The 20,945-nt window shown below is 55.7% G+C and carries 18 protein-coding genes and 1 pseudogene; 14 read left to right on the top strand and 5 right to left on the bottom strand.

Going from position 1 to position 20,945, the window contains the following annotated elements:
• Positions 1-2: 2 nt before the first annotated feature.
• On the bottom strand, positions 3-635 hold the full coding sequence (locus tag AM329_RS09630; RefSeq protein ID WP_032608936.1) for a hypothetical protein: 633 nt from the start codon (positions 633-635) through the stop codon (positions 3-5).
• On the bottom strand, positions 635-2,197 hold the full coding sequence (locus tag AM329_RS09625; RefSeq protein ID WP_032608937.1) for an ExeA family protein: 1,563 nt from the start codon (positions 2,195-2,197) through the stop codon (positions 635-637). The genes AM329_RS09630 and AM329_RS09625 overlap by 1 nt, the downstream gene beginning before the upstream one ends.
• 300 nt (positions 2,198-2,497) lie before the next feature.
• On the opposite strand from AM329_RS09625, the gene gspC reads away from it, so the two are divergent.
• From gspC to AM329_RS09555, 14 genes and pseudogenes are all read left to right on the top strand, one after another.
• Positions 2,498-3,229, top strand: a complete 732-nt coding sequence (gene gspC / locus AM329_RS09620; RefSeq protein WP_032608938.1) for a type II secretion system protein GspC — start codon at positions 2,498-2,500, stop codon at positions 3,227-3,229.
• Positions 3,230-3,242: 13 nt separating this feature from the next.
• Complete coding sequence (gene gspD / locus AM329_RS09615) at positions 3,243-5,165, top strand: type II secretion system secretin GspD (protein ID WP_032608939.1); 1,923 nt, start codon at positions 3,243-3,245, stop codon at positions 5,163-5,165.
• A 16-nt stretch (positions 5,166-5,181) separates the two neighbouring features.
• Positions 5,182-6,660 (top strand): type II secretion system ATPase GspE, encoded by a 1,479-nt coding sequence (gene gspE, locus AM329_RS09610; RefSeq protein ID WP_032608940.1) that lies wholly within the window; start codon positions 5,182-5,184, stop codon positions 6,658-6,660.
• Positions 6,660-7,868 (top strand): type II secretion system inner membrane protein GspF, encoded by a 1,209-nt coding sequence (gene gspF, locus AM329_RS09605; protein WP_032608941.1) that lies wholly within the window; start codon positions 6,660-6,662, stop codon positions 7,866-7,868. Before gspE ends, gspF begins: the two co-directional genes overlap by 1 nt.
• Before the next feature lie 3 nt (positions 7,869-7,871).
• The gene (gene gspG / locus AM329_RS09600) at positions 7,872-8,321 is read left to right on the top strand and encodes a type II secretion system major pseudopilin GspG (RefSeq protein ID WP_003858352.1); all 450 of its coding nucleotides are present in this window, start codon (positions 7,872-7,874) and stop codon (positions 8,319-8,321) included.
• Positions 8,321-8,806, top strand: a complete 486-nt coding sequence (gene gspH, locus AM329_RS09595; protein WP_032608942.1) for a type II secretion system minor pseudopilin GspH — start codon at positions 8,321-8,323, stop codon at positions 8,804-8,806. The genes gspG and gspH overlap by 1 nt, the downstream gene beginning before the upstream one ends.
• Positions 8,799-9,179, top strand: a complete 381-nt coding sequence (gene gspI / locus AM329_RS09590) for a type II secretion system minor pseudopilin GspI (RefSeq protein WP_032608943.1) — start codon at positions 8,799-8,801, stop codon at positions 9,177-9,179. The genes gspH and gspI overlap by 8 nt, the downstream gene beginning before the upstream one ends.
• Positions 9,180-9,204: 25 nt before the next feature.
• Positions 9,205-9,330 (top strand): annotated as a pseudogene (locus AM329_RS09585) (type II secretion system minor pseudopilin GspK); the annotation flags it as partial.
• Positions 9,331-9,345: 15 nt separating this feature from the next.
• Positions 9,346-10,479 carry a type II secretion system protein GspL gene (gene gspL, locus AM329_RS09580; RefSeq protein ID WP_032608944.1) on the top strand — a complete coding sequence of 378 codons (1,134 nt, stop codon included), beginning with the start codon at positions 9,346-9,348 and terminating at the stop codon, positions 10,477-10,479.
• The gene (gene gspM, locus AM329_RS09575; RefSeq protein ID WP_022650705.1) at positions 10,476-10,961 is read left to right on the top strand and encodes a type II secretion system protein GspM; all 486 of its coding nucleotides are present in this window, start codon (positions 10,476-10,478) and stop codon (positions 10,959-10,961) included. The genes gspL and gspM overlap by 4 nt, the downstream gene beginning before the upstream one ends.
• Positions 10,958-11,755, top strand: a complete 798-nt coding sequence (locus tag AM329_RS09570) for an A24 family peptidase (protein ID WP_032608945.1) — start codon at positions 10,958-10,960, stop codon at positions 11,753-11,755. Before gspM ends, AM329_RS09570 begins: the two co-directional genes overlap by 4 nt.
• Positions 11,756-12,008: 253 nt before the next feature.
• Complete coding sequence (locus AM329_RS09565; protein ID WP_032608946.1) at positions 12,009-14,711, top strand: glycosyl hydrolase family 18 protein; 2,703 nt, start codon at positions 12,009-12,011, stop codon at positions 14,709-14,711.
• Positions 14,712-14,812: 101 nt separating this feature from the next.
• Positions 14,813-15,253 carry a type III secretion system invasion protein IagB gene (iagB, locus tag AM329_RS09560; protein ID WP_022650708.1) on the top strand — a complete coding sequence of 147 codons (441 nt, stop codon included), beginning with the start codon at positions 14,813-14,815 and terminating at the stop codon, positions 15,251-15,253.
• A 134-nt stretch (positions 15,254-15,387) separates the two neighbouring features.
• The gene (locus tag AM329_RS09555) at positions 15,388-17,208 is read left to right on the top strand and encodes a chitinase (RefSeq protein WP_032608947.1); all 1,821 of its coding nucleotides are present in this window, start codon (positions 15,388-15,390) and stop codon (positions 17,206-17,208) included.
• 145 nt (positions 17,209-17,353) lie between these two features.
• On the opposite strand, the gene AM329_RS09550 is transcribed toward AM329_RS09555, so the two are convergent.
• The 3 genes from AM329_RS09550 to ltaE all read right to left on the bottom strand — a co-directional run bounded on the left by AM329_RS09550 (position 17,354) and on the right by ltaE (position 20,908).
• Complete coding sequence (locus AM329_RS09550) at positions 17,354-18,367, bottom strand: NAD(P)-dependent oxidoreductase (RefSeq protein WP_017384852.1); 1,014 nt, start codon at positions 18,365-18,367, stop codon at positions 17,354-17,356.
• Between the two features lie 92 nt (positions 18,368-18,459).
• Positions 18,460-19,896, bottom strand: a complete 1,437-nt coding sequence (locus AM329_RS09545) for an SDR family oxidoreductase (RefSeq protein WP_022650710.1) — start codon at positions 19,894-19,896, stop codon at positions 18,460-18,462.
• A gap of 10 nt (positions 19,897-19,906) precedes the next feature.
• Positions 19,907-20,908, bottom strand: coding sequence for a low-specificity L-threonine aldolase (gene ltaE, locus AM329_RS09540; protein ID WP_032608948.1), 1,002 nt, complete (start codon positions 20,906-20,908; stop codon positions 19,907-19,909).
• Positions 20,909-20,945 lie beyond the last annotated feature (37 nt).

Here is a 20,945-nt window from a genome sequence, read left to right as displayed (position 1 = left end):
ACCTACTCCCGCCGTTCTCCTTTCTCACTCAAAGGAGAACGGCTATTTCCACTGTTTTTTACACTCGCTTGTGAATTATCCTGCGTTTCGTCAACCGGCGGCGCGGGAATTTTTCCTTGAGAATAATCCTGCTCCTGCTCTTTTAATGCCTGCTTAAATAATTCCGTTAATGATGACTCTTCACTGCTCGTGCTGGCGGGGGCGATATCGTGCTCATGCGCCTCGGTTCCGGGTAAGGTATCCCGCGAGGTATCGTGCGGCACCGCGCCCTCGGGCGCCTGCTGCCAGTCGGCATCATCACTGCTGATCGGCAGATCCTGCATCGGTGGAGCATCAACATGCACTGGCGCAACTTTAGGCTGCGGATGCGGGAACGGTTTACTCACGTACACGTAATGCATTTCCGAAAGCTGCGTTTCCGGTTTGGCAACGCTGGCGTTGACCGGTTCAGGTGCCGGGTGGCGCAGGTTCCAGTAGACGTGCATATACAGGCCGACAACCAGCATGGCGCAAAGCCCGACCAGCCATAACGCTGTTTTGCCGAATACGTTTTTCAGGCTGGGGAGTCGGTACGAAAACCAGACCGCTTCCCCGGTTGTATAGCTGCGCTGGGCCGCAAGGCAGATGGTCGACATTAGGCTTTCTTCTCCTGCATTTTTGCGTCCGGGGTGGTGCGGGTTGCCTGAATCAGTACGCCCGGCGTGCTGTTGGTCACGCGCATCAGCTGCATCAGCGTTTCTTCACCGGGGATGCCATCCACGTGCAGATGCATTTTTTGCTGGAACTCGCGGGTGCGTTTCATCATTTCTGCGGTCCAGATCCGGGCATGCGTTTCGGGCTGGCTCAACGCGATGCTTAACTGCTGATCGAGCCAGGCCATGTCTTTGCTGTCGCTGGCCGTGCCGATCGCGTCTTTTCCTTCCGGTGTCAGGCGGTGCAACTGGGTGAAGTTGCCGGTCGCATGCCGGTTAAACCAGCTGCGGCTTACCTGCCAGGTCCGGTTATTCATTAACAAGTCAATTGATGTATCTCCGACCCTGGCGACCACTGCATAGTTAAGGTGACCGCTGGTTTTCAGCTCACTGACCCACGGATACCCTTCCTGCGCCAGCGTCTCCGGGGACGCGTTCCCCTGTTTACACATCAGGTTCACTTTAGCGGCGTTCTGGCACAGCGCATCGTCGGCCGAGGCGTCATACCCCCACATGAGATAAAGCTGATGCATCGCATCCGGCTGATTAACTATTTCGTTGTCGATAACCGGCACTACGGCTGCCTCAGGTTTTGGCGTCTGCTGTTTCCAGCTGACGGGTACCGGCAGCTGGATCGGCAGGCGCGCGCCGATCGACGAGGTAAAATACCAGCCGCAGGCGGCAAACAGCACGGACGCAAACAGCCCCACGGTTGCCAGGCGCTTACCGTGTTTTTTGGCGGGCAGGATCTCTCCCGCCGCCAGACGTAAATGGCGTGGGCTGACCTGCGCCGCGCGTTCCGTCCAGGCGGCGAGCATTGACAGGTGTGCCAGCGCGTTCAGTTTGCTGATGTTGCCTTTGGTCAGCGTGTGCATTTTGCGCACGCGGGCAGGCGGCAACGGCGAATGTTCACAGTCGTGTTCTTCGCACTGCGCCTGCACATAGCTCAGGTATTCGCGGCAGGTGAGGGGGCGCAGGACATGATGTGTGTGCGTATATTCGCGCAGTTCAGGTTGCTTTAGCAGGCGTTCCTGCTCCGCAGCACCCGTCAGCACCACGGCGAGCCGGAAGTTCAGCTCCTGGGCGCGCGTGAGCAGCGTTCCCAGGACTTCACGGCAGCTCTCCTTCATGGCTTCGGAATGGGCGATCGTCAGCACTCTGGATTTTGCTTTCCCCTCCTGCCACTGGCGCAGGACGGCATCCACCGCCTGCATGCGATCTTTAATCGCTTTCGTTCCCGGGTTGAGTTTGTACAGCAGGCTACTGGCACTCAGTTTGGGAAACGCGTTGATGGCAATAACGGTATTGCTGCTGGCTTTCAGCGCGTCGATGAAGTGGCTCAGAAGCGGAGCGTCGTCGCAAAAAAGCCCGATAATACCCGCCAGCTGGGTTTTCTCTTTCAGCAGGTTGAACACGTCCTGATGATAAGGCACCAGAAAATCACCGGATAAACGGGTGATTGTCCTGAATGGCGGATTTTTAAAATTAAAGTGGCTCTGATACATAACGACTGACCGTCTCTGATTAGGAATAGCAACAGCAGCAGAAAGTAAGGTAATGCCCCTGAGCGGTCAATTTGCAGACAGGGTAAAAATATCCAGCTGGCCGCGCCTAACATCTGGATTTTATACGGTCAATATTTTTCTGTATGAAAGTTGGTGGCGAAGTCAGTGGTCGTATTTGCAACAGCTTATTACTATTTTCCTCCATATTGGCGCAGTATGACGCTGCTTATTTTTGCTTTGCTATAGGCCGGATAAAAAATGAGGTTCTCATTTCTGTCACGGTGGATAACGCCTTGTATTATGTTTGTGCTGCTCATTTTTAGCGGCCAGCAAGGGTATCTCACCTTAAAAGATTATAAAAAAGTTACGAATAAGTTGGCTAAAGCTGATCTACAGCCGCTGAAAAAAACGCGCGAGGATAAACCCTTCACGCTTTTTACGGCTGCCGTCCGTCAGGAGAACTTAGCGGATGCGGCAAAAGCCCCGCTGGCAGCGGAGATAGAGGGCATTGTGCGCAGTGATGACGCCTGGCTCTCCTTTGCTGTTATCAAAACCCCAGGCGGTCAGCGAAGCTACCGTGAGGGTGAACCTCTCGCCGGATTTAACGACGCATTTATTCAGGAAATAAACAAAGATAATGTGGTGGTTAATTATGAAGGTGTTACGCAGGTACTGGCGTTAAATAAACCGGACTATTTTAAGGGGGGCGTGGATAGCGGCCCGGTTACACAATCGACGAAAGATGCTGGCGCAGAAAGTTTGCATCTTGATGATTATCTGGTGTTAAAACCCATCATTGAAAAAGGCCGACTGGAAGGCTACAGGATAAATCCAAGGAATGCCTCCGCCTTTTACAGTCAGTCAGGTCTGGAAAAAAGCGATGTGGCGGTTCAGGTTAACTCTGTCGATATGACCGATGAAGCAAAAGCGAAAAGCATTATTGCCAACTGGTCGAAAATGAAAGAAGCGGATGTCGTCGTGCGGCGTCACGCTCACCTTGAAAATATTCGGGTTAATGTTCTAAACAATTAACAAGTGTGCAGACATGAAAAAATTTCCCTGGGCGTGCGTGGCGCTGACCGCATTGTCGTTATATTCCAGTTCGCTGCTTGCAGCTAACTTTAGCGCGAGTTTTAAAAATACTGATATTCGCGAGTTTATCGATACGGTAGGCCGCAATCTCAACAAAACCATTCTGGTCGACCCGTCCGTCCAGGGCACCGTCTCGGTCCGAACCTACAACGTGCTGACGGAAGATGAGTACTACCAATTCTTTCTGAGCGTGCTGGATCTCTACGGCCTGTCGGTGATCCCGATGGACAACGGCATGGTCAAAGTGGTGCGCTCAAGCGTGGCGCGTACCGCCGGTGCGCCGCTGGCAGACAGCAAGAACCCGGGCAAAGGTGATGAGATCATCACCCGCGTGGTGCGCATGGAAAACGTACCCGTTCGCGAGCTGGCCCCGCTGCTGCGTCAGCTCAACGATGCCACTGGCATCGGGAACGTGGTGTACTTTGAGCCGTCCAACGTCCTGCTGTTAACCGGTAAAGCCTCGGTGGTGAACCGCCTGGTGGATCTGGTGCAGCGCGTCGATAAAGACGGTATTCAGCGCCGCGAAATCATCCCGCTGCGCTTTGCCTCTGCCAAAGAACTTTCGGATATGTTGAACAACCTCAACAACGAAGAGCAGAAAGGGCAGAACGCGCCGCAGCTGGCGACCAAGGTGGTGGCGGATGACGAAACCAACAGCCTGGTGATCAGCGGTTCGGAAGATGCGCGCGCGCGTACCCGTTCCCTTATCCATCAGCTGGATCGCGAGCAGAATAACGAGGGGAACACCCGCGTCTTCTACCTCAAATATGCCAGCGCCACCAAAGTGGTGCCGGTGCTGACCGGGATTGGCGAGCAGCTGAAAGACAAGCCGGGCGCGGCCAAAGCGAAAACCGCGAGCGCCTCAACCGATCTGAATATCACCGCCGACGAGTCAACCAACTCCCTGGTGATCACCGCGCAGCCTAATGTGATGAACTCCCTGGAGAAGGTGATCGACAAGCTGGATATTCGCCGTCCGCAGGTGCTGGTGGAAGCGATCATTGCCGAAGTGCAGGACGGCAACGGCCTGGATCTTGGGGTGCAGTGGACCAGCAAGCACGGCGGCGTGCAGTTTGGCGCTACCGGCCTGCCAATCAGCCAGATTAAAAATGGCACCATGAAAGGGGCGAGCTTCACTGGTCTGGCGACCGGCTTCTTTAACGGTGATTTCGGTGCGCTGATGACCGCGCTCTCCACCAACGGCAAAAACGACATCCTCTCCACGCCAAGCGTGGTCACGCTGGATAACAAAGAAGCGTCATTCAACGTCGGTCAGGATGTGCCGGTGCTTTCCGGTTCGCAAACCACCAGCGGCGACAACGTGTTTAACTCCGTTGAGCGTAAAACCGTCGGTACCAAGCTGAAGATTGTGCCGCAAATCAACGATGGCGACATGATCCACCTGAAGATTGAGCAGGAAGTGTCCAGCGTTGACAACAGCGCGACGGAAGATTCGAGCCTCGGCCCAACCTTCAACACGCGCACGATCAATAACGAAGTGATGGTTCACAGTGGCCAGACGGTGGTGCTCGGCGGCCTGATGGAAAATGTGACCAAACAGTCCGTCTCCAAAGTGCCGCTGCTCGGCGATATCCCGCTGGTCGGGCAGCTGTTCCGTTACACCTCGCAGGATACGTCTAAACGCAACCTGATGGTGTTTATTCATACCACCGTCCTGCGTGACGACGACAACTACAGCGCAGCCTCGAAAGAGAAATATGACCAGATCCGGGTGCGCCAGATGCAGCGCGTGGAAGAGAAAAAGCTCGGTATTGTTGAGCCGAGCGACAATGCCGTCCTGCCCGCGTTTCCTTCAGCAAGCCCTCACGTCGCACCGGTGAAAACCTCCGCGGCACGCAATCCGTTTAAAGAGTAAGGCGGAGGGATAAAACGTGGACGAACTGAGTAAATCCCTGTGTAGCAGCAACTACGCAAAAGATAACGGCGTTCTGCTTTACAACAATGACGTCTATATCCGTGAGGACACCCCGGCGTTAGCACTGCTGGAGGTGCGCCGGGTGCTTGGACGCGCGTTCGTCCCGATCACCCTGGCGCCGGAAGCGTTTGATGAGATGCTGGCCAAAATCTGGCAGCAGAGCAGCGGCGTGTCGCAGCAGCTGGTGGACGACATGGACGCGGATATCGATCTGATGGCGTTAACCGAGGAGATCCCGGATAACGAAGATCTGCTCGATAACGACGAAAACTCGCCGGTGATCCGCCTGATCAACGCCATTCTCGGCGAGGCGGTGAAGGACGGCGCGTCGGATATTCATATCGAAACCTTCGAGCGCACCCTGAGCATTCGCTTTCGCGTTGACGGCGTGCTGCGCCCGGTGCTGGAACCGGCGCGTAAGCTCGCCCCGCTGCTGGTATCGCGAATCAAGGTCATGTCGAAACTCGACATCGCCGAGAAACGTCTCCCCCAGGATGGCCGTATCTCCCTGCGCATCGGTCGCAAGGCGATCGACGTGCGTGTGTCGACCATTCCGTCCCAGTACGGCGAGCGCGTGGTGATGCGTCTGCTCGATAAAAGCAATCTCAAGCCCGACATCAACAAGCTGGGGCTGATTGATGAAGAACTGGAGAAGCTGAAAGGGCTGATCGAACGCCCGCACGGGATCATCCTCGTTACCGGCCCGACGGGTTCCGGTAAAAGCACCACGCTGTACGCCATTCTTTCAGCGCTGAACGGCCACGAACGCAACATTCTGACCGTGGAAGATCCGATTGAGTACGAGCTGGAAGGGGTGGGGCAGACGCAGGTTAACCCGCGCGTGGACATGACCTTTGCCCGCGGGCTGCGCGCCATTCTGCGTCAGGACCCGGACGTGGTAATGATCGGGGAAATTCGTGACGGTGAGACCGCCCAGATTGCGGTGCAGGCGTCGCTGACCGGTCACCTGGTGATGTCGACGCTGCACACCAACAGTGCCGCAGGGGCGATAACCCGTCTGCGGGATATGGGGCTGGAGTCCTTCTTAATCGGTTCATCGTTGCTCGGTGTCATTGCCCAGCGTCTGGTGCGTCGGCTGTGTACGCACTGCCGGACCACCAGTCCGCTGGACGCCAATGAAAAAGCGCTGTTCAGCTTTATGGACGCGCCGCCAGAAGCGATTTACCGCGCGGTGGGGTGCGAACACTGCCGTCAGAGCGGCTATCAGGGCCGCGCCGGTATTCATGAATTTCTGGTGGTGGACAGCGCCATGCGCCGCGCCATCCATGAAGATAAGGACGAAATGTCCCTCGAAACGCAGCTCTTTAAGCAGGCCTACAGCCTGCGTGAAAACGGGCTGCTGAAGGTGATCGGCGGCGTGACGTCTCTGGAAGAGGTCATGCGCGTCACCGCCGAGCGTGGGGGGGATGCATAATGGCTTTCTACGCCTGGACAGCGACGGATGCCGCGGGGAAAACCCAGCGCGGGACGTTACAGGCCGAGGGGCAGAAGCAGGTTCGCCAGTGGCTTCGCGAGCAAAAACTGATGCCCGTCAGCATTACCGAAACCCGCGATACGGCGGCTGGCGGGAAAGCGAAAACCGGGGTGAAGCTCTCCACTCCGGTGCTGTCGATGTTTACCCGTCAGCTTTCGACGCTGGTCAACGCCGCGCTGCCGCTGGAGAGCGCGCTGAAGGCGATCTCGAAGCAGACGGAAGACAAAAAGCTGGCGGCGATGGTGGTGGAGATCCGCGAGAAGGTGGTGGAAGGCCACACCCTGTTCGATGCCTTCAGCCAGTTCCCGCGCACCTTCGACAAGCTTTACTGCACGCTGGTGATGGCCGGGGAGAAAACCGGTCACCTGGGCGACGTGCTGGAGAAGCTGGCGGAGTACAACGAGCAGCGCCAGAAGATGAAAAGTAAGCTGACGCAGGCGATGGTCTACCCGATAACCCTCACCGTGGTCGCCATCGCGGTCATCAGCATCCTGCTGGTGGCGGTGGTGCCGCAGGTGATCGAGCAGTTCACTCACATGAAGCAGCAGCTGCCGATCACCACCCGGACGCTGATTGCGGTAAGTGATTTCCTGCAAGCCTGGGGCATTTATATTGTGGGCATTCTGGGGGGCGGCTTTATCGGCTTCAAAACCTGGCTGAGGAATGCCAAAAACCGTTTTCGCTGGCACAGCTGGCTGGTGAACGGCTCGCCGATTAAAAAGCTGGTCTGCGCCATCAACAGCGCCCGCTATATCCGTACCCTGAGTATTTTGCAGGCCAGTAGCGTGCCGCTGCTGGAGGGGATGTATATCGCGATGGACGGTATCGAAAACCGCTATGCCCGGCAGGTGCTGGAGCAGGCCGCCGACACCGTGCGCCAGGGGGCGTCGCTGTATGCGGCGCTGGAACAGGCGAAATTATTCCCGCCCACCATGCTGTATATGATTGCCTCCGGTGAAGAGAGCGGGGAATTAGGTAATTTAATGGATCGCGCGGCGGAAAATCAGGAATCGGCCTTACAACATCGAATTACATTAACGCTGTCGGTCTTTGAACCGGCGCTGGTGGTATCCATGGCGACGATTGTTTTATTCATCGTGCTTTCAATATTACAACCGCTTCTGCAACTTAATAATATGGTAGGTTAAATCATGGCTTTAAAACGTAAAAACCTGGCTCGCCAGGCGGGCTTTACATTGCTCGAATTAATGGTGGTCATTGTTATTCTCGGCGTACTGGCGAGTATGGTAGTGCCAAATTTAATGGGCAATAAGGAAAAAGCCGACACGCAAAAAGCAACCAGCGATATTGTCGCGCTCGAAGGCTCGCTGGATATGTACAAGCTGGATAACCACCGCTACCCGACCACAGAGCAGGGTTTGCAGGCGCTGGTGACCAAACCTGAAATCGCGCCAATCCCGAACGGCTACCGCACGGACGGCTATATCCGTCGCCTGCCCCAGGACCCCTGGGGCAATGATTATCTTCTGGTGAGCCCGGGTGAACACGGCGCGGTGGACGTCTTCTCAGCCGGTCCGGACGGCGAAGCCAATACCGCCGATGACATTACCAACTGGTCTCTGGATAAGAAAGAGAAATAATGAAAAATCAACGCGGCTTTACGTTGCTGGAAATTATTCTGGCGCTGGTGATATTTGCCAGTTGCGCCATGATGGTGGTGTCCACCATTCCTTCGCGCAGCGGCGCGGATATATTTGGCCAGCAATTAAAAGCGCTTGTTGATTATGGTTCAGACCGTGCGGTGATGGACGGAAATATTGTCGGGCTGGTGATCGCCACCGATAAATATCAGCTGGTGACGATCGCCGATGAAAATGGCGAGCGTCACTGGGTGCCATTATCTGCCGGACGCATTACCACCAAAGGTGATTTTCCGGAAGAGATGCATGTGTCGCTCTCGCCGCAGCGCCTGGCCGCGACGGTGACGTCCGAGCCGCAGGTGATCTTTTTACCGGACGGTGAAATCAGCCGCTTTACGCTGACGCTGCAAAGTTATGACAAACAGCACCATTTCCGCGTGGTGTCGCAAGGTGCGGCGCCGGTATCGGTAGAAAACGATGGCTAACGGCAACAAAAAGCAAAAGGGGATGACGCTGCTGGAGGTGATGGTCGCTCTGGTGATTTTCTCCACCGCCGCGCTGGCGCTGATGAACTCGGTCTCCCTGAACGTGCGTTTTACCCATGGCCTGGCCGATACCTTGCAGGCCACTTGGGTGGCGGAAAACCAGCTGGCGGAAGCACAGCTCACGAAAACCGACTTCCCGGATGCTGAACAGCAGGGGACGGAAATCATGGGCGGGCGCCGCTGGAACTGGCGTAAGCAGCGGATGAAAACGGCCGACAACGTCTGGGCGAATACAATACGCGTGTATGCGGAAGGCGATGAGAGCCAGCCGGTTATTTCCCTGCATATCATTCCCCCGGGAGAGAGCAAGTGAAGAAAATGCGACGCCAGCGCGGATTTACTTCCGCGTGAATTACACCGGCAATACCGATGAATTAACGCTTCGCGTGGTCAGCCAGCTTCAGGTGAATAACGAAGCCGGTGAGATCGTGACGTGGCAGCGTCGTTACCGAATGATTGAATAAGAAAAGTAGAACGTTATGAAACAGGTACTTTTTGTTCGTCCCGACAGCCGCGAGGGCGGGAAAATAATGTGGTGTGAGTCCGGCAGCGAGCGCGTCGAGGTGGTCGACAGCCTGGAGATGCTGGCCGAACACCCCCTGGCTACGCGCGTTTGTCTCCTGTTACCCGCCAGCGACATGATTTTCCGCCATTTTAGGCTACCGAAAAAGGTGGCTTCTCAGGGAATGGCCTTCTCGTGGATGGCAGAAGAGACGCTGATTGGCGACGTGGACAACCTCCACTGGACGGTACTCCACAAAAAAGGCGCCGACGTCGACGCCGTGGCCATTGACGCCGACCGCCTGCGCGCAACATTAACCCGCTGTCAGGAGGCCGGATTAAACGTGATTCAGGCCCTGCCTGATGCCTGGCTCCTGCCCGTGACGGCAGGGGGCAGCACGCTGGTCGCGCAGGATGATGGCTACTGGCTGCGTTTATCGCCCCATGTGGCGGGTGAAATGGAGGCAACCCTGCTGCCGCTGTTAATGCAGAAAGCCGGGGGCGGGGAAGTGTGGTGTTACGGCGATGCGCCTGCGAAGGTGCACATTGACGTGCAGCATGCCTGGCAGCATCCGCTGGCGCTGATCCAGCCGCAGTGGCAAACCTGTCGCGTTAACCTGCTTCACGGTGAATTCAGCCTTAAGGCCGGTCATGGGCGGGCAGCGAAAAGGATGAAAGCCGCGATGGTGGCGGCGGGCGTGCTGTCTGTTGGTCTGCTGCTGGGGCCACGCATTGCGATGGCCTGGATGCTGGTGCAGCAGGAAAATCGGGTGCAGCAGGAGATCGTCCAGGTTTATCAGCACCATTTCCCCAGCATGCGCCAGCAGACCAATATCAAATATCACTTTGGCCAAAGCCTGAAAAAACAGAGCAAGGGGTTCTTTCTTCAGCTTGAGGAGCTGGAGAAAGCCCGGCAGTCAGTCCCTGCGATGGAGATCGATCTGCTGGAATACGATGCGCAGCAAAACACCCTGACGCTGAGCGTCAGCGCGCAAAACCAGCCCGCGTTGCAGGCGTTTGTTAACCAGACCAGTGAGAATTTTGATTTTACCTTACAGCCTGTTTCAACAACCGAACCGTATACCGCCATGATCGCAGGGAAACATAAATGAAAGAGCGAATCGCACAGCTGAAAGCGCGCTATCAGAATTACAGCGCCCGGGAAAAAATCATTTTAAAAATATGTGCCGTTGCCATTGTGGGGGCAGCGGTGTATTACACAGGAGTGATCCCCTTGGATAATATGATTAAAAATAGTAAATCGACACTTAAAAGACAAAAAGAGACGCTTAACTGGATGCGCAGTGAAATTGATAAAAATCATCTTCAGATCCAGTTAGTCAAAACGGATAATCCGCGTACGGTGGTCGAGAATAGCGCCCATGAAATTAACCTTTCGCTGACGGATGTGCGCCAGGAGGGGCAAACTTTATCGTTCGTGGTGAATCGGGTTAATGTGTATGAATTAAAAAGCTGGCTGCGTGAAATTAATCAGACCACCGGTGTGAGATTGCAAAAAATTAACCTCACGCCGGTTGACCACCTCAGCGATGTGAAAGCGCAGGTGCAACTCACCTGGGCAAAAAACGCATGAATACCTTCGCGCTGATGCGGGATGCCTTTCCGGTAGGGTTCCCGATAATGAGTGCGATCCTGGGCGGCATTGTGGGCAGTTTTCTTGGCGTTGTCGCCGAACGCGTACCGGGGATGGTGATGGATGAGGAGGGGAGCGGTAATCTGCTCATTCCGGCCTCGCACTGTCCGGTGTGCCAGCACGCGCTCGCCGCGTGGGAAAACATCCCGCTGCTCAGCTGGCTTTTATTACGGGGGCGCTGCCACCAGTGCGGCAGCGCGATCCCGCTGCGACTCTTGCTGGTCGAACTGATCTCCGCCTTGTTTTTTGGCATCACGGCCTGGTGCATGCCGGACGTTCAGGCGCTGTTCTCTTTGTGGTTACTGGCGGCTTTTTTACTGCCGCTGGCCATGATCGACTGGCAGCACCAGCTGCTTCCGGACTGCCTGACCCAGCCGCTGCTGTGGGCAGGTCTCTTGCTTCATGTGTTTGACCACACGTTGCCGCTACGCGATGCGCTGTTCGGCGCGGTGGCGGGCTATCTGTCGCTCTGGCTGCTCTACTGGGCTTTTCGTCTGATCACGGGACGAGAAGGTCTGGGTTACGGGGATTTTAAGCTACTGGCGGCGCTGGGCGCCTGGTGCGGCTGGCAGGCGTTGCCCTCTATTGAACTGGCGGCAGCGTTAAGCGGTATTGTCGGTTATTTCGCCGTAAATAATTTAAATAAAAATAACCTCACTATTTCTTTTGGTCCTTATCTCGCCTTTGCTGGAATAGGGGTTTTTATTAGTCAGCAAATTGCTTTCACATTTTAAATATACAGGTCAAGATTTTTTATAAATCTTTTTGATGGAGGAAGGAAAGGACGATCCTTTACGCTCAGTGTATCGTAAGAGATATAAGCTACACGGGATTTGGCTTGTATCTTTTAATGGAGGAATACAACGCAGTAACAATTTTTTGTTCACGGCACTCACGTTGGTTAAATACGCATTACGCGAAACGCATCCATGATCTCACGGAAGACATGGGTTACTACGTTATAAATAAATTTATCAGGAAATAAAAATGAAATTTATGAAGCCAAAATATCTGGCGCTCTTTATTGCGGCGGCAACCAGCTCCGCATTTGCAGCAGCGCCAGGTGCACCGACGATCGGCTATGGCAATGACAAATTTGCCCTGGTGGAAGTGGATCAGGCTGCACAGGATTATAACAATCTTGTCAAAGTGCATAACGATGGCGTGGATGTAAAAGTTGAGTGGAACGTCTGGAGTGGTGATGCGCCAACTTCTGCGAAAGTTCTGCTGGACGGACAGACCGTATGGACCGGCGCAGCCGGTGCGACGGGCTCTGCAACGTTTAAAGTGAAAAAAGGCGGGCGTTATCAGGAACAGGTTGAAGTCTGTAATGCCAGCGGCTGTGCGAAAAGCGCCAGTAAGCTGATTATTGTGGCTGACACCGACGGTAGCCACCTGCTGCCGCTGAATACGTCTCTCCAGGAGAACAACAAAGCGTTCGCGAAGCATACCGATAAAGTGGTTGCGGCCTACTTCCCGGAATGGGGCGTTTACGACCGTAACTTCCCGGTTGATAAGATCCCTGCGGCAAACCTCAACCACATTCTGTACGGCTTCATTCCAATCTGTGGCGGTGACGGCATCAACGACGGCCTGAAAACCATTGAAGGTGGTAACAGCTTCCGCGTGCTTCAGAACGACTGTAAGGGCCGTCCTGACTTTACCGTGGCGATCCACGACCCATGGGCTGCGCTGCAAAAACCACAGGCTGGCGTCTCCAACTGGGATGATCCGTACAAAGGTAACTTTGGCCAGCTGATGGCGCTGAAAAAAGCGCATCCAGGCCTGAAAGTGCTGCCATCTATCGGCGGCTGGACGCTTTCCGATCCGTTCTTCCACATGGGCGACCCGGCTATCCGAGCACGCTTTGTCTCTTCTGTGAAAGATTTCCTCCAGACGTGGAAATTCTTTGACGGCGTGGATATCGACTGGGAATTCCCGGGAGGTGGCGGTGTAACCGAAAACCTGGGTAACCCGCAGCAGGATAAAGCGACCTATACCGCACTGATGCACGACCTGCGCACCATGCTGAACGAGCTGTCTGCACAGACGGGCCGTACCTATGAACTGACCAGCGCCATCGGTGCAGGCCGCGATAAGATCGAAGACGTGGATTACACCACGGCTCAGCAGTATCTCGACCACATCTTCCTGATGAGCTACGACTTCTACGGCGGCTGGAGCAACACCGTTCTCGGCCACCAGGCTGCGCTGCGTGCGCCAGCATGGCGTCCGGACACTGATTACACCACTGAAAACGGCGTTAACGCGCTGCTTGCGCAGGGTGTACAGCCAGGCAAGATCGTGGTGGGTGCGGGCATGTATGGCCGCGGCTGGACCGGCGTGCATGGCTACACCGGTGACAATCCATTCACCGGTACGGCAACCGGCATGGTGAAAGGCACCTGGGAACCGGGCGTGGTTGACTATCGTCAGATCGTGAACGAATACAAAGGCAAACCGGGCTGGGAATACGGCTACGACACGACCGCTGAAGCCCCTTACGTCTTCAACAAATCCACCGGCGACCTGATCTCGTATGAAGATGCGCGTTCAACCACGGCGAAAGGCAAGTATGTTCTGGCCAATAAACTGGGCGGTCTGTTCGCGTGGTCTATCGACTCTGATACCGGCGACATTCTGAATGCGATGAACGAAAGCCTGCTGGGCGGCGACTCGACTCCGGTTGATCCGGTGGTCACCAACCACGCGCCAATCGCGTCCTCTGCCGATCAGAACGTGTCTGGCCCGGCAACCGTCACGCTCGATGGCTCTGCTTCCAGCGATCCTGATGGCGATGCGATTACCTACAAATGGACTCAGGTCTCTGGTCCGTCTGTCACCATCAACAACAGCACCAAAGCGAAAGCGACCTTCAATGTTGCGGCAGCGACCACCGACCAGACCATGACGTTCCGCCTGACGGTGACCGATGCAAAAGGCCTGAGCAACGCGATTGATGTCCAGGTGGTGAACAAGGCGCCGAAAGCTAACCAGGCACCGGTTTTAAACCCAATGGAAGCGATCACGCTTGAATCTGGTGAAACCTATGCGCTGCATGCCCAGGCTGCGGACCCAGACGGTGATGCGCTGACCTACGCCTGGAGCGTACCAGCAGATATGCACGCCACCGGAACTGACTCCGCGAACGTGAATATCACGGCGCCGGAAGTGAGCTCGACGTCTACCTACACCCTGAGCGTGGTAGTGAGCGACGGTAAGACCAGCGTGCAGTCTAACGTCCAGGTTACCGTGAATCCGAAAGCGGCGCCTGCACCGGTACCTGCTGACGAAGACACTAACCCGGCGGATGACGTTACCCCTCCGGCTGATGATGTGACTCCTCCGTCTGACAAAGGAAGCTGCGATGCACCTGTGGATGCTAACGCCAGCAAATACGCGGCGTGGGAATCCAGCAAAATCTACAACGGTGGCGATATCGTAAGCTTCGACCATCTGGTGTGGAAAGCGAAGTACTGGACTCAGGGCAATCAGCCTGGCTTCGGTGTGGATGCATGGGAGCTGGTGAGCAACGTGAAGATGAACTGGCGTTCTGACCTGGTCTACAACGGCGGCGACACTACCACCTATGAAGGTAACGTTTACCGTGCGAAATGGTGGACCCGTGGTGATAACCCAGCCAACAGCGACGTATGGGTAAAAGAAGGCGCATCAACAGATTGCAAATAATCTAACCCATTAATCACTCCCCCTTTAGAGGGGGAGTGATTCAAAATTCATTTTACAGGATGTTGGTAAGGAGAAATAACCGAAACTGTCAGCAGGTAAAAATGAAAAAGTTAATTTTGTTGTTATTGATAATAAGCCAAAGCGCACTGGCAAATTGTTGGGATAAAGCGGCGCATTATTATCATGTCGATCCTTATTTACTGTACGCGATAGCGAATGTGGAATCCGGAATGAATCCGTATGCGGTTGGGCAAAACCGCGATGGCACGCGGGATGTCGGGCTGATGCAAATCAACAGTTCGCATTTTACCGCGCTGGAAAGCAGAGGCATCGACGAATATCGATTAATCACGGAGCCGTGTACATCGATCATGGTCGGGGCTTCTATCCTTTCCGGGATGATCAGGGTGTATGGCTACAACTGGGAAGCCGTTGGCGCGTATAACGCCGGACTGAAAAAAGAAAATTATCCGCAGAGGATGAAATATGCCCATAAGGTCTGGGCCAAATATCAGCAACTGAAATTAGCAGCACGTTATTAACGTTTTTTATTTTTGAAGAATTCCTGAAGGTGTTCTTCGAAAAGTGAAAACAGCTGAATGTGGTTTATGTATTAACGGAGTAATACCTAAGCCGGGATATTAACATTTAATTTGAAACGAACAGGAAAACTGAAATGAACAAAAGGACGTTACTGAGTGTACTCATTGCGGGAGCCTGCGTGGCGCCATTCATGGCCCAGGCTGCGAATCTGAAGGAGACCAGCAGTGAGCCGTACACCATCAAAGCCAGCGATCTGGCGAAGAAAGAGAAGGAACTGACGGACTTCCCGCTGATGGCTTCGGTTAAAGAGACCATCCAGACGCTGGATAACGCGCAGGTCGAACTGATTGAGCCAGGCCGGGCGGCGAACCCGGACAACGTTAAACGCGTTGAAGGGATTGTGAAAGCCAGCGACTGGGAATATCTCTTCCCGCTGCGCGCTCAGGCCTATACCTACAGCAACTTCCTGAAAGCCGTGGGTAAATTCCCGGCGCTGTGTAAAACCTATAATGACGGTCGTGACAGCGACGCCATCTGTCGCAAAGAGCTGGCCACCATGTTTGCCCACTTTGCCCAGGAAACTGGCGGCCACGAAAGCTGGCGTCCGGAAGCCGAATGGCGTCAGGCGCTGGTCCACGTACGTGAAATGGGCTGGAGCGAAGGGCAGAAGGGCGGTTATAACGGCGAATGTAACCCGGACGTCTGGCAAGGACAGACCTGGCCTTGCGGTAAAGATAAAGACGGCGATTTCCTGAGCTATTTCGGACGCGGTGCGAAACAGTTGTCTTACAACTACAACTACGGTCCATTCTCTGAAGCGATGTACGGCGACGTGCGTACGCTGCTCGACAAACCTGAGCTGGTGGCGGACACCTGGCTGAACCTGGCGAGTGCGATCTTCTTCTTCGCCTATCCGCAGCCGCCAAAACCAAGCATGTTGCAGGTGATCGACGGTACATGGCAGCCGAACGACCACGATAAAGCCAACGGTCTGGTTCCGGGCTTTGGTGTGACCACCCAGATCATCAACGGCGGCGTTGAGTGCGGCGGCCCGACTGAAATTGCGCAGTCTCAGAACCGTATCAAATACTACAAAGAGTTTGCAAACTACCTGAAAGTGCCTGTTCCGGCGAACGAAGTGTTGGGTTGCGCCAACATGAAGCAGTTCGACGAAGGTGGCGCAGGCGCCCTGAAGATTTACTGGGAACAGGACTGGGGATGGAGCGCGGATACCCCGGACGGCAAAACCTACTCTTGCCAGCTGGTGGGCTACCAGACTCCGTTCAGCGCCTTTAAAGAAGGTGACTACAGCAAGTGCGTGCAGAAGTTCTTTAACGTGAAAATCGTTAACGATGATGGTTCTTCCGTTACCCCGGACGAAACCCCGGTCACGCCAACACCGACGCCATCTGGCGATGAAACGCCAGCGCCAACACCAACGCCGGATGAAACCCCGGTCGAACCTGTTGTGGTGAACCACGCGCCGGTTGCGCAGATTGCCGGTCCGATCGGTGCAGTGGAAGCAGGTGCGCAGGTTTCTCTGAGTGCGGAAGGCTCTACCGATCCTGATGGCAACACACTGACGTATACCTGGCGTTCCCAGGATGGTCAGACTGTTACCGGTCAGGACAAAGCGGTTGTGACCTTCACAGCGCCAGAGTCTGCGACGGCGCAGCAGTATGAAGTGAGCCTGACCGTCAGCGATGGCGAGCTGAGCAGCACCACGTCTTACCTGCTGAACGTGAAAGCGAAAGCGGCAACGCCATCCGGAGAAGATACGTCTTACCCGGCATGGAGCGCGAACAGCAAGTACAACGCCGGTGATATCGTGAACAACCACGGTAAACTGTTCCAGTGCAAACCGTTCCCGTACAGCGGCTGGTGTAACAACTCTCCAACGTACTATGAACCAGGCGCAGGTCTGGCATGGGCTGAAGCCTGGACGGCTCTGTAAAAGCAAACGGCAACCCCCAGGGTTGCCGTTTTAGTGTCTGCACCCTCTCCCTGTGGGAGAGGGCCGGGGTGAGGGCATCAGTCCGCACTCTCTGTTTTTTGCCGGGTGGCGCTGCGCTTACCCGGCCTACATGAGGCTGGAACGCTTACCGGTGCAACTTCCCGTGATCCCGTAACCACGCCGCCGTACGCACTATTCCTTCATCCAGCGAGACAATCGGTTTATATCCCAGCTCGTTCTCCGCCCGAGAAATATCCAGCGTAAAATCAAAGTTGAGCTTCGACACACCGTAATGCGTCAGCGCAGGCTCTTTCGCCGATTTGCTGCCAAAACGCTCCATGCTGCGGGCAATCATGTCCAGCATTGGGTAGGGAACGGAACGGATCCGGCAGTCGATTTTTAATTCGTCAATTAGCCTTTGCACAATGCTGCGCAGGGTACAGGGTTCGCCGTTGGTGATGTTATACGCGCGCCCCGACACCAGCTTATCGCATTCCGGCTGGCTCGCCAGCCACATGGCGTGAACGGCATTTTCGTAATAGGTCATGTCCACCAGCGCATCGCCGCCGCGCGGTAACAGCACGCTGCCGTAGTGATGCATCATCTGGGCCAGTCGCGGGATGAAGACTTTGTCGTGCGGCCCAAACAGGCTCTGCGGACGCAGCACGGTAAAGCGGGTGTGCGGGTTTGACTGGGCCAGCAGGTCGATCACCTCTTCGCCCGCCGCTTTACTGCGGGCAAACTCACAGGCAAAGCGCGCCGGGCGGAAATCTTCCTGAATATCACGATGGTGGTGATAGTCGAAATAGAGCGACGGAGAGGAAATATGAATAAAGTTACGCACGCCCCAGGCGACGGCCCATTCACCCAGACGGCGCGTGGCGCGCACGTTGGCGAGATCAAAGGCTTCCTGGGTACCCCACGGGGAGGTAAAACTGGAGCAGTGCCACAGCGTATCGATACCGGCGAGCATCACCTTGGCCTGAGAGGAGACCAGCTCCGTCAGATCGGCATGGACAAATTCAGCGCCCATTTTTTGCAGGAGCTTACCCATCGCCTCATTGCGACCAGTGGCCCTCACGCTGATGCCTTTGTTGCGCAGAAACTCGACCGCATTTCGGCCTAAGCCGCTGGTCGCCCCGGTAACCAGTACCTTCATAACAATCCACTGTGTTGAAAAGAATTTCGTGCGCATTCTTTCGTGAATTACGATGTGTTGCAATGGGAAAGGTGAAAGATTAAGAGTTTTATTTAGTTATTTTCCCGCTTTTCTTCTGCCAGTAGCGCAATCCGTTTCGCCATTCCGCGGAAGATAAACAGGTGTGCCGGGATCATCAGCAACCAGTAAAACAGACCCGGCATTCCGTGCGGATGCCACCATGCCCGAACGTCCAGTTCACGATGGTCGCCCTTGTCCTTCAGGGTGAAGCAGAGCCGCCCCAGCCCCGGCGCCTTCATGCCAAACAGCAGCGCCAGCTGTTTTTCCGGCTCAACGATAATCACCTTCCAGCTGTCGACGGTATCGCCCACCTTCAGCCAGGGATGGGCAGGGCGCCCTTTTGCCAGCCGGTGACCGACCAGCAGATCCAGCGCGCCGCGCGTTTGCCACAGAATATTGCCGAAGAAATAGCGCTCTTTGCCGCCAATCTGGTTCACAACTTCCCACAGCGCTGCCAGGCTGGCCGTGGTTTTGACCGTACAGCCCGCCTGTTTCGGATAATAGCCGTACTCGGGCCGCCAGCGGGCAAACGCCTGCGCGTCGTAGCCCCAGTCGCTGGAGTTCACCAGCTTCTCTTCTTCTTTCAGCGTATTGCGTACGGCATCATCGAAGGGGATCAATTCCTGAGGGATCAAGGCACGCAGTTCACGATCGTCCGCCAGCAGATCGTGCTTCAGTCCCTGTATAAGCGCTTTGGCAGTCGTCGGCGGCACGGAGGTGATCACATTCAAAAACCACACCGAAATCCAGCGGGTCGGGAAGGGGATGGGGATCAGCCAGCGGCGGCGGCCGCTCACCCGCATAAAATGTTCGAACTGCGCCTGATAGCTCAGCACTTCCGGGCCTGCCGCCTCCAGCACGCGATGCTGCTCCGCCGGGTGATCCAGCAATGCCACCAGATAGTGGAGTAAATTCTCCAGCGCAATGGGCGTGGTGCGCGAGCGTACCCAGCGCGGCGGCGTAAGCACAGGCAGGTTGTAGACCATATCGCGCATCACTTCGAATGCGGCGGACCCCGCGCCGACGATGATCCCTGCCCGCAGTTCGGTGACGGGGATACGGGCGCTTCGCAGCGTTTCTGCCGTCAGCTGTCGGGCGCGCAGATGATCTGACTGCTCGTTCTCAGGCGCCTGGAGTGAGCTTAAAAAAATCACCTGCTTCACCGGCGTTTGCCGCAGCGCATCACGAACGTTCATCGCCACCTGACGCTCGTGGGCGATAAAATCGCCGCCTTCGCCCATGCTGTGGACAAGGTAGTAAAGCGTATCGACCCCTTCCAGCAGCGCAGGAAGCGCTTTCGGCCAGTTAAGGTCAACGTTGTGACACGTCACGCCAGGCAAATGTAGCTTTTGCAGGCGTTCCGTGTTGCGTGCCGCTGCCAGCACCTGGTGGCCCTGCTGGCTTAACGCAGTGGTCAGATGCTGACCGATATACCCGCTGGCGCCGAGCACCAGAATACGTTGCGGCACGGTATGCTCCTTAACGCTTTAAAAACGCCTGCCAGTGTTTCACCACCTCGGTCAACTGCTCGCGGTTAACGTCAAGATGCATCACCAGTCGCACGACCGGGGAGGCGTTGATCAGCACGCCTCGGGCTTTCATAAAGTCGCCCAGCGCGGCAGCATGCTCATCGCCGACGCGGACAAACAGCATGTTGGTGTCGTGTCGCATGACATCAGCGCCGATTTCACGCAGCTGCGCTGCCATCCACGCCGCATTATCGTGATCGTCTTTCAGGCGTGACACGTTATTTTTCAGGGCGTACAGTCCGGCAGCCGCCAGAATACCCGCCTGACGCATCCCGCCGCCGGTCATTTTGCGCCACCGGTTGGCGCGTCTGATGTAGTCTGCGCTGCCAACCAGCAGGGAACCTACCGGCGTGCCCAGCCCTTTAGAGAGGCAAATGGTGAACGAGTCGCAATATTGGGTGATCTCTTTCAGCTCGCAGCCGTACTCCACCACGGCGTTGAAGATACGTGCGCCGTCAACGTGGAGGCCGAGCTTGCGCTCGCGGGTAAAATCCCATGCCGCTTTCAGGTATTCGCGCGGCAGGACTTTACCGTTATGGGTGTTTTCGAGGCTCAGCAGTTTAGTGCGGGCGAAGTGAATATCGTCGGCTTTGATTTTCGCCGCGACTTTGTCCAGCGGCAGCGTACCGTCCGGCGCAGCATCGATCGGCTGCGGCTGGATGCTGCCGAGCACCGCCGCGCCGCCGGCTTCGTACAGGTAGTTATGCGCCCCCTGGCCAACGATATACTCTTCGCCGCGCTCGCAGTGGCTCAGCAGCGCCACCAGGTTAGCCTGCGTGCCGGTGGGCAGGAACAGAGCAGCCTCTTTACCGCTCAGCTCGGCCGCATAGCGCTGGAGTTCGTTGACCGTCGGGTCATCGCCGTAGACGTCGTCCCCGACCGGGGCGGCCATCATCTCTTCGAGCATGGCGCGGCCCGGACGGGTAACGGTATCACTACGTAAATCAATCATGGCATGTCCTTATATTTAAAAAGGCGATGCCAGATGT

This window comes from Enterobacter cloacae complex sp. AR_0002, assembly GCF_001922365.1.
In the GTDB taxonomy this organism is placed as follows: Bacteria; Pseudomonadota; Gammaproteobacteria; order Enterobacterales; family Enterobacteriaceae; genus Enterobacter; species Enterobacter hormaechei_C.
This window is presented reverse-complemented; position numbering and strand designations above follow the sequence as displayed.

What these genes read in the sequence shown, in the direction of transcription:
- AM329_RS09555 (WP_032608947.1), top strand. Translation starts at nt 15,388, where the DNA reads ATGAACAAAAGGACGTTACTGAGTGTACTCATTGCGGGAGCCTGCGTG.
- gspH (WP_032608942.1), top strand. Translation starts at nt 8,321, where the DNA reads ATGAAAAATCAACGCGGCTTTACGTTGCTGGAAATTATTCTGGCGCTG.
- gspL (WP_032608944.1), top strand. Translation starts at nt 9,346, where the DNA reads ATGAAACAGGTACTTTTTGTTCGTCCCGACAGCCGCGAGGGCGGGAAA.
- AM329_RS09550 (WP_017384852.1), bottom strand. Translation starts at nt 18,367, where the DNA reads ATGAAGGTACTGGTTACCGGGGCGACCAGCGGCTTAGGCCGAAATGCG.
- gspC (WP_032608938.1), top strand. Translation starts at nt 2,498, where the DNA reads ATGTTTGTGCTGCTCATTTTTAGCGGCCAGCAAGGGTATCTCACCTTA.
- gspG (WP_003858352.1), top strand. Translation starts at nt 7,872, where the DNA reads ATGGCTTTAAAACGTAAAAACCTGGCTCGCCAGGCGGGCTTTACATTG.
- ltaE (WP_032608948.1), bottom strand. Translation starts at nt 20,908, where the DNA reads ATGATTGATTTACGTAGTGATACCGTTACCCGTCCGGGCCGCGCCATG.
- AM329_RS09570 (WP_032608945.1), top strand. Translation starts at nt 10,958, where the DNA reads ATGAATACCTTCGCGCTGATGCGGGATGCCTTTCCGGTAGGGTTCCCG.
- gspI (WP_032608943.1), top strand. Translation starts at nt 8,799, where the DNA reads ATGGCTAACGGCAACAAAAAGCAAAAGGGGATGACGCTGCTGGAGGTG.
- AM329_RS09625 (WP_032608937.1), bottom strand. Translation starts at nt 2,197, where the DNA reads ATGTATCAGAGCCACTTTAATTTTAAAAATCCGCCATTCAGGACAATC.
- AM329_RS09565 (WP_032608946.1), top strand. Translation starts at nt 12,009, where the DNA reads ATGAAATTTATGAAGCCAAAATATCTGGCGCTCTTTATTGCGGCGGCA.
- gspF (WP_032608941.1), top strand. Translation starts at nt 6,660, where the DNA reads ATGGCTTTCTACGCCTGGACAGCGACGGATGCCGCGGGGAAAACCCAG.
- AM329_RS09630 (WP_032608936.1), bottom strand. Translation starts at nt 635, where the DNA reads ATGTCGACCATCTGCCTTGCGGCCCAGCGCAGCTATACAACCGGGGAA.
- gspM (WP_022650705.1), top strand. Translation starts at nt 10,476, where the DNA reads ATGAAAGAGCGAATCGCACAGCTGAAAGCGCGCTATCAGAATTACAGC.
- iagB (WP_022650708.1), top strand. Translation starts at nt 14,813, where the DNA reads ATGAAAAAGTTAATTTTGTTGTTATTGATAATAAGCCAAAGCGCACTG.
- gspD (WP_032608939.1), top strand. Translation starts at nt 3,243, where the DNA reads ATGAAAAAATTTCCCTGGGCGTGCGTGGCGCTGACCGCATTGTCGTTA.